The 6,000-nt window shown below is 69.6% G+C and carries 6 protein-coding genes; 2 read left to right on the plus strand and 4 right to left on the minus strand.

The window, feature by feature from the left end; genetic code table 11:
* Positions 1 to 96: 96 nt before the first annotated feature.
* Positions 97 to 858, plus strand: coding sequence for a 2-keto-4-pentenoate hydratase (locus tag U4Z31_RS31050; protein ID WP_321812345.1), 762 nt, complete (start codon positions 97 to 99; stop codon positions 856 to 858).
* A gap of 134 nt (positions 859 to 992) precedes the next feature.
* The gene (locus U4Z31_RS31055; RefSeq protein ID WP_321812346.1) at positions 993 to 2,399 is read left to right on the plus strand and encodes a 3-deoxy-D-arabino-heptulosonate 7-phosphate synthase; all 1,407 of its coding nucleotides are present in this window, start codon (positions 993 to 995) and stop codon (positions 2,397 to 2,399) included.
* Positions 2,400 to 2,461: 62 nt separating this feature from the next.
* On the opposite strand, the gene U4Z31_RS31060 is transcribed toward U4Z31_RS31055, so the two are convergent.
* Genes U4Z31_RS31060 through U4Z31_RS31075 form a run of 4 tightly spaced genes read right to left on the minus strand, consistent with a single transcriptional unit; the run spans position 2,462 to position 5,532 of the window.
* Entirely contained in the window at positions 2,462 to 3,517 is a 1,056-nt protein-coding gene (locus tag U4Z31_RS31060; RefSeq protein WP_321797576.1) for an AraC family transcriptional regulator, read from the minus strand.
* A gap of 8 nt (positions 3,518 to 3,525) precedes the next feature.
* Positions 3,526 to 3,675 carry a hypothetical protein gene (locus U4Z31_RS31065; RefSeq protein ID WP_321812347.1) on the minus strand — a complete coding sequence of 50 codons (150 nt, stop codon included), beginning with the start codon at positions 3,673 to 3,675 and terminating at the stop codon, positions 3,526 to 3,528.
* Positions 3,657 to 3,983, minus strand: a complete 327-nt coding sequence (locus U4Z31_RS31070; RefSeq protein WP_044848119.1) for a hypothetical protein — start codon at positions 3,981 to 3,983, stop codon at positions 3,657 to 3,659. Before U4Z31_RS31070 ends, U4Z31_RS31065 begins: the two co-directional genes overlap by 19 nt.
* A gap of 31 nt (positions 3,984 to 4,014) precedes the next feature.
* Positions 4,015 to 5,532: a hypothetical protein gene (locus U4Z31_RS31075; protein WP_321812348.1), complete on the minus strand. Its 1,518-nt coding sequence runs from the start codon at positions 5,530 to 5,532 to the stop codon at positions 4,015 to 4,017.
* Between the last annotated feature and the right edge of the window lie 468 nt (positions 5,533 to 6,000).

Here is a 6,000-nt window from a genome sequence, read left to right on the forward strand (position 1 = left end):
CTGCCGAGCGGCCATGCCGCCGAAGGCGCTATCATCGACGTTACGACCTTCGTCCGGCCCTTTTTTGCCGGCTCACTTTCAACTCGCTCAACCGACATGACAACGACTACCGAACGCGTGGACGGCGCCGCCCAGCATCTCGTCGCCGCCCGCCATGCCGGCGTGCCCGGCCCGCTGCTGCCCGACGCCTTGCGCCCCGAGAACGTCGATACCGCACTCGCGATCCAGCATCGCGTCGCCGACCTGCTCGGCGAATCCATCGGCGGATGGAAATGCGCGCTGCCGCCGCCTGACCGCGTGATCGTCGCGCCGATCTTCGCGTCGACGATCCGCGCGGCCGATGCGCCGTACCGCGTCGTCGGCGGCCCGATCGTGCGGATCGAGCCGGAAATCGCGTTCGTGCTCGATCGCGACCTGCCCGCCCGCGCGCAGCCGTACGACGAGCACGACGTGCGCGGCGCGATCCGCGAAGTGCGCATCGTGCTCGAGGTGCTGGGTTGCCGCTATGCGGAGCCCACACGCGCATCGAAGTTCGAACTGCTCGCCGACGGGCAGTTCAACCAGGGATTGTGCGTGGGTCCCGTCGTGCCGGACGGATTGAACGTGCCGCTCGAGACGCTCGCGCTGTCGTTCGAGGGTGCGCTGAATCGCACGATCGACGGCCGTCATCCGGACGGCGATCCGCTCAAGCCGCTGGTATGGCTGGTCAATTTCCTCGCATCGCGCGGCGACGGCGCGCGGGCCGGCCAGATCGTGACGACCGGTTCGTATGCGGGCGCGATCGACGTGCCGCTCGGCGATGCGCTGACGGTGCGCTTCGGTGAACTCGGCAGCCTGTCGGTGACGCTGACGGCTTGACGGGCTGACGGCCTGACGTTCAGCGGCGGGGGCGGCTCGCGACGAACGCGGCGCCCGCCCCGCCTGCCGACGCTGCGTGATACCGTTGCACAACGCCCGTCACGCTTGAACCGCGTGCCTTTCCGACATTCGCCATGCCGCCGACACCGTTGCCCGCCCTGCTGGACGAAGTCCTGCGCACCGTCGATCGCCGCTACCGGTTGCCGCCGCTCGTGCGCGCGCCGTCGCTGGCCGACGCCGCGAACCCGGCCGTCGTCATCGCCGTCGCGATCGAAGAAGCGCGCCGGATGCAGGCCGACGGCCGCACGCCCGACCCCGCATTGCAACGCCGCTTCATCGATGCGCTCGCGCGGATGATCGGCGACGCGATGGACCCGCAATCCGGCGACCCCGCCTTCCAGGCCGCGGTGCTTCGGCATCGCGCGGCGGCCGTGCGCGAATACGCATCGCTCGCCGCGCATGCCGAGCAGGACCGGCGCGCGCTGCGCTCGGCCGTCAACACGATCGCGCATCCGGCCCGGCTCGAGCGGCATGCGCAGGCATGGCAACGCGAACCGCTCGCGCGGCTGCATGCGGCCGCGGCCCGCGCGTCGTGGGACGATCTCGACGCCGCGCTGCGGCAGCTGCTCGCGCGGCCGGAGATGGCGACCGACACCGCGTTCGAACAGGACGTCGCCAGACTGAAGGACAGCGCCGCGCTCGCGCGGCTGCGGCGTCTCGATGCGCTGGCGCCGGATCCGGACGTCCGGCTGTACCGCACGCTGTGGAGCCGCCAGGGTCCGCTCGAAGGCAGCGCGCTCGCCGTCGCGCAAGGTGTCACGTCGCAACAGCGGGGCGCGGCCGTCGAGGCGCTGGCCGCGCAGGCGCTCGACGCCCTGGCCGCGCAGCTCGATGCGAGCGATGCGCAGCGCACGTATCGCGTGGTCACGTCGATGCGCGTGCCGGCTTCGATACCGGCCAAGCACGACCGCGCGAAGACCGAGTGGGATGCGGTGCTGCTCGCTCGCGCGCGCGGCGACGATCCGTCGGCCGCGTGGCACGTCGTGTTTCTCGTCGAAGCGAAAGCGTCCGCGGATGCCGCGACGACCGATCTGCCGCGCCTGCTGCGCGGCCTGAGCCTGCTCGCGCAAGCCGATCCGGACACCGTCTATGCGTTCGACACGCGCGAAGGCACGGTACGCCTGCACGGCGCGTCGCTGCGCGCGCTGACGATCGACGACGCGGCATTGCAGCGCGAAGTGCTGTACTGCTGCGATGCGTCGGCAGACCCGGCGCCGCGCTTGCTGGGTGCCGCAAGCCGGATGCAGTTGCTGTCGGCGCCGGCGAGCCTCGAATACGCGAGCGCGCTCGCGCAGTGCGCGGATGCCGATCCGCATGGCCTCGGCGCCGTCTGGCAAGCGCTGCTGGAACTGCCGTCATGGCGCACGGTGCTGCACCAGTACGAATCGCTGCGGCAGGTTCGGGCGCTGATGGTGAGCGTCGACGATCTGATGGCCGCGATCGAAGGCGACATGGGCGACAGCGCTGCGAACGAGGCGTGACGTGCGAGCGCGAATGGCACGAATGGCGCGACTTCCGCGTTGAATCATCACGCGTGATCCGCTCAGTTGTTGAGTACCCCGAACGGCAGCGTCCACCCCTTCAGTCGCCCGCCGTCTCCCCAGCGGCTTTCATCGTCCGCGCCGAACGGCAGCAGAACCGGCGCCGCCGCGCATGCCGGCGTTTCCTTCGGCGTATGGCCGAACTCGGCCTTGAACAGCCGATGGAAGTACTTCTCGTCCGGAAAGCCGTGCGCCCATGCAATCTCCGCGATGCGCTGGTGCCGGCGCTGCGGATCGCCGAGCACGTGGTACGCGTGACGCAGCCGCCTGCGCGTGAGCTGCCGCATCACGCCGCCCTCTTCCTTGAACAGCTGATAAAGCCGCGCCCGCGACACGCCGATGTCCCGGCAGATCCGCTCGGGTGCGAGGTCGGGCTCCAGCAGGTGCGCGTCGATATAGCGCCGCACGCGCTCGATCAGCGCGGTGTCGATCGGGCCGCGCGCCTCGTCGAACGCCTGTGCGCTCGGGGCGACGGCCGCGCTCATGAGCAGCAGCAACGATTGCACGACGCTCGGCAATTCGTGCGTGCGCAGGTTCGGCAGGTTGCGGTGCAGCGACAGCATCTGGTCGCCGAGCAGCCGCCCGACACCGCTCGCCAGCGTCTGCCCGTGCGCGTTCGCCGCATGGGCCGGCAGCAGATAGCGCGGCACCACGAGGCTGATCACGTCGCCGGCCTCGACCCGGCAATCGTTGACCTGCGCGACGTCATAGACGAACAGGTCGCCCGCGCGCTTGACCAGCTCCGGCCCGCCGGTGCGGCACGTGAGATGGCCGCCCAGCAGCAGCGTGAAGCGGATCGAATCCTGGCCGTCGAGCCGGATCCGCCGCGTCGTGCGGTGCACCGAGTAGGTCGGCGCGCGCGACCGCCAGCACCGGCTCGAGAAGATCAGCGGGCCGAGCGCCGCGCCGGTCGCTTCCGCGTTGAACGCGCCGTAGTCGCCGAGGTCGTCCAGCCGGTAGTCGCAGAGCATGTCCTTGACCCACACGTGGAATCGGTCCCGCACCGGATAGTCGGTGGTACGAAACTTGAAGACGGGGATGGCATCCGCTTGATCCATGGCAGTTTTCATTCGAGCCGATAGGAAAGGAAGGGATCGGTTCGTCGATTATCGGACCAAAATGCGGCGGTGGACAGCGGGTTCGTCGCAGTGCCCGCCGCGCCGTCGATCGACATGCGCGCGGCGGGCAGCGCGGGCGTCAGCGACGCGGGTGGCATTCCCAGTCGTTGTACGTCGGCCGGTCGATCGGCGTGAGGCCGGGAATCATGAACACGGTGCAGGTGAAGCGCCGCCCCTTGCCGGTGGTCGCGTCGTAACTCACCTGCTGGCCGCCGAGCCCGTTCTTCTTCCCGTACTGCACGTTGGCGATCGTGATTTCGTCCGACGACGCAAGGCCGATCGTCTTCGCGGTCGATGTCTGCACGTCGGTCATGTTCATCTGCGTCGTGCCGCAACCGGCCAGCGCGAGGCCGGCGGCCGCGGCGCCCAGCGCGGTCCGTACGGTGCAAAGCAAGGTCTTCTTCATGGCTTCTCCTTCGGTTTCCCGCGCAACGCGATCACGAGCCCGGGGTATAGAAACTGGACTGCAGCTGGCTGCCGATACTCGCGACGTACGATTGCCAGAGGAGTGCCATCGACCCCGTCGCGTTGACGGCCAGCGCCGGCCACGATGCGCTCTGTGCCGCCACCGTCGACGCGCTCCACGCCCCGTCCCGGTAGCGGGCCGCGATGACGGCCGACGCGCCCGGCAAGCCCGTGTCCTGCCATGCGACCGTCACGTGGCCCGCCGCGTCGATCACCAGCGACGGGTACTGGGCGGCCGCCCCGTTCAGGTGTTCCGTCAGCCGCTGCAGCGGCCCCCAGTTTCCGCCGGCATCGGACACGCTCGCCTGCAGCACCGCGCCGCCCTCCGCCCACATCACGGCCGCGATGCCGTTGTCGTTGACGGTCAGCATCGGCGTCGCGATGAAGCCGGTCGGCTCAGTGATCGCCGGCGCCACCGGCGCGGCCGGCTGCCACCCGGTGCCGGCGACGAAGCATTGCGCCATCGTGGTCGTCTCGAGATGCCCGCCGGTCACGTCGAGCTGCCCCCACACCAGCGTGATGTTGCCCTTCGCGTCCATGCCGGCCGCGGGCGAGATGATCGTCGTAAACAGGCTCGTGTTCGACACGGCCTGGTTGACGTCGGTCCAGCCGTTGGTCGGGTCATACGTGGCCGTCCACAGCGCCGAATGCGTATGGTTGGTCTGCCGCCACGCGAGCACCGCGCGGCCGGACGACAGGACCGACATCATCGGCCTCACGTTGTCCGTATCGCCGGTCACCGCACCCGGCCCGGTCTGCACCGGCATCTGGATCAGCGCCGTGGGCGACCACTGTCCCGCCTGCGTATAGCGCGTCCAGGCGATGCGCGTATCGAGCAGGCTGATCGACTGCGTCCAGGCGACGAGCGCATTGCCCTGGCTGTCGATCCCGGCCGTGTAGGACGAACCGCTCATGTCCGCTGCCAGTTCGGACGCCGTGCCCCAGCCGGCGCCCGGGCTGTACGGGCGCGCCCACAATGCGTACGTGTTGGGGCCCGGCATCCATTCGGTCCAGAACGCGACCGCCTGGCCGCTCGCATTGCCGACCAGCTGCGGCGGAACGCCGGTCAATCCGTTCATCGAATGCGTACCGTCGCTCGTGTCGAGCCGCGTCGCGCTTTGCCAGCCCGAACCGGGGACATAGCGCGCGCCCCACATTTCGTTGCCGTACGGACTGGCCGGGTCGACGGTCATCCAGGTGGCGAGCGCATTGCCGCTCGCGTCGATCGTCACGCTGGGGTCGCCTTCCGGCCCCTTGCCGTCCACCGCGACGGCCGTCGACCAGCCGGCCTGCGGCTGCGTGGTTCCGCCGCCGGTCGGCCCGCCATTCGAGCCGCCGTTCGAGCCGCCGCCGGGCGATGTCGTGCCGGAAGGTGATCCGGGGGAGGTCGGCGTCGACTGCGACGCACCGCTCTTGGTCGAGACGTCGTCGCCGCCGCATGCGGTCAACGCGAGAACGACGGCCATGGCCGTCCAGGTAACGGGTTTCATCACAATCCTCTTGTTCTGGATTGACGGCATGTGCTTGCCCGTGCAGCAGGTCGAACCTGCCGCGCATATTGATAAGCAGTGCCATTCAATGGATATGGAATGCCGCGCTTTCGTCGAGCCTCGCCCGGTTCGATCGCGCGGACGGCCTTTGCTTCCGGTACGGACGACGGCTTGCGTACTGCCTCTGTCGCCCAGCGCCGGACACCCCGAAGTGCCGGCTGCATCTTAATTCATACGATCCGGAATCAAGGTGGGGTTGCGTCTACAGTGAGTGGACATGCATTTCGCCGGGTGTCGGCACGCGCATGAGCCGGTGGTGCGCGGATGCGGATTGCCGCGCCAGCCGCGGGGTGCGGGGTGCGGGGTGCGGGGTGCGGGGTGCGGTGGGCGGTGGGCGGTGGGCGGTGGGCGGTGGGCGGTGGGCGGTGGGCGGTGGGCGGCGGGCGACTGGAGGCTCTCGGGGGGAGG

Source organism: Burkholderia sp. BCC1985, from assembly GCF_905339915.1.
Lineage (GTDB): Bacteria > Pseudomonadota > Gammaproteobacteria > Burkholderiales > Burkholderiaceae > Burkholderia.

Bases quoted from the DNA above. Each gene is read 5' to 3' on its own strand.
- U4Z31_RS31050 (WP_321812345.1), top strand. From the start codon at position 97: ATGACAACGACTACCGAACGCGTGGACGGCGCCGCCCAGCATCTCGTC.
- U4Z31_RS31070 (WP_044848119.1), bottom strand. From the start codon at position 3,983: ATGAAGAAGACCTTGCTTTGCACCGTACGGACCGCGCTGGGCGCCGCG.
- U4Z31_RS31055 (WP_321812346.1), top strand. From the start codon at position 993: ATGCCGCCGACACCGTTGCCCGCCCTGCTGGACGAAGTCCTGCGCACC.
- U4Z31_RS31075 (WP_321812348.1), bottom strand. From the start codon at position 5,532: ATGAAACCCGTTACCTGGACGGCCATGGCCGTCGTTCTCGCGTTGACC.
- U4Z31_RS31065 (WP_321812347.1), bottom strand. From the start codon at position 3,675: ATGCCACCCGCGTCGCTGACGCCCGCGCTGCCCGCCGCGCGCATGTCG.
- U4Z31_RS31060 (WP_321797576.1), bottom strand. From the start codon at position 3,517: ATGGATCAAGCGGATGCCATCCCCGTCTTCAAGTTTCGTACCACCGAC.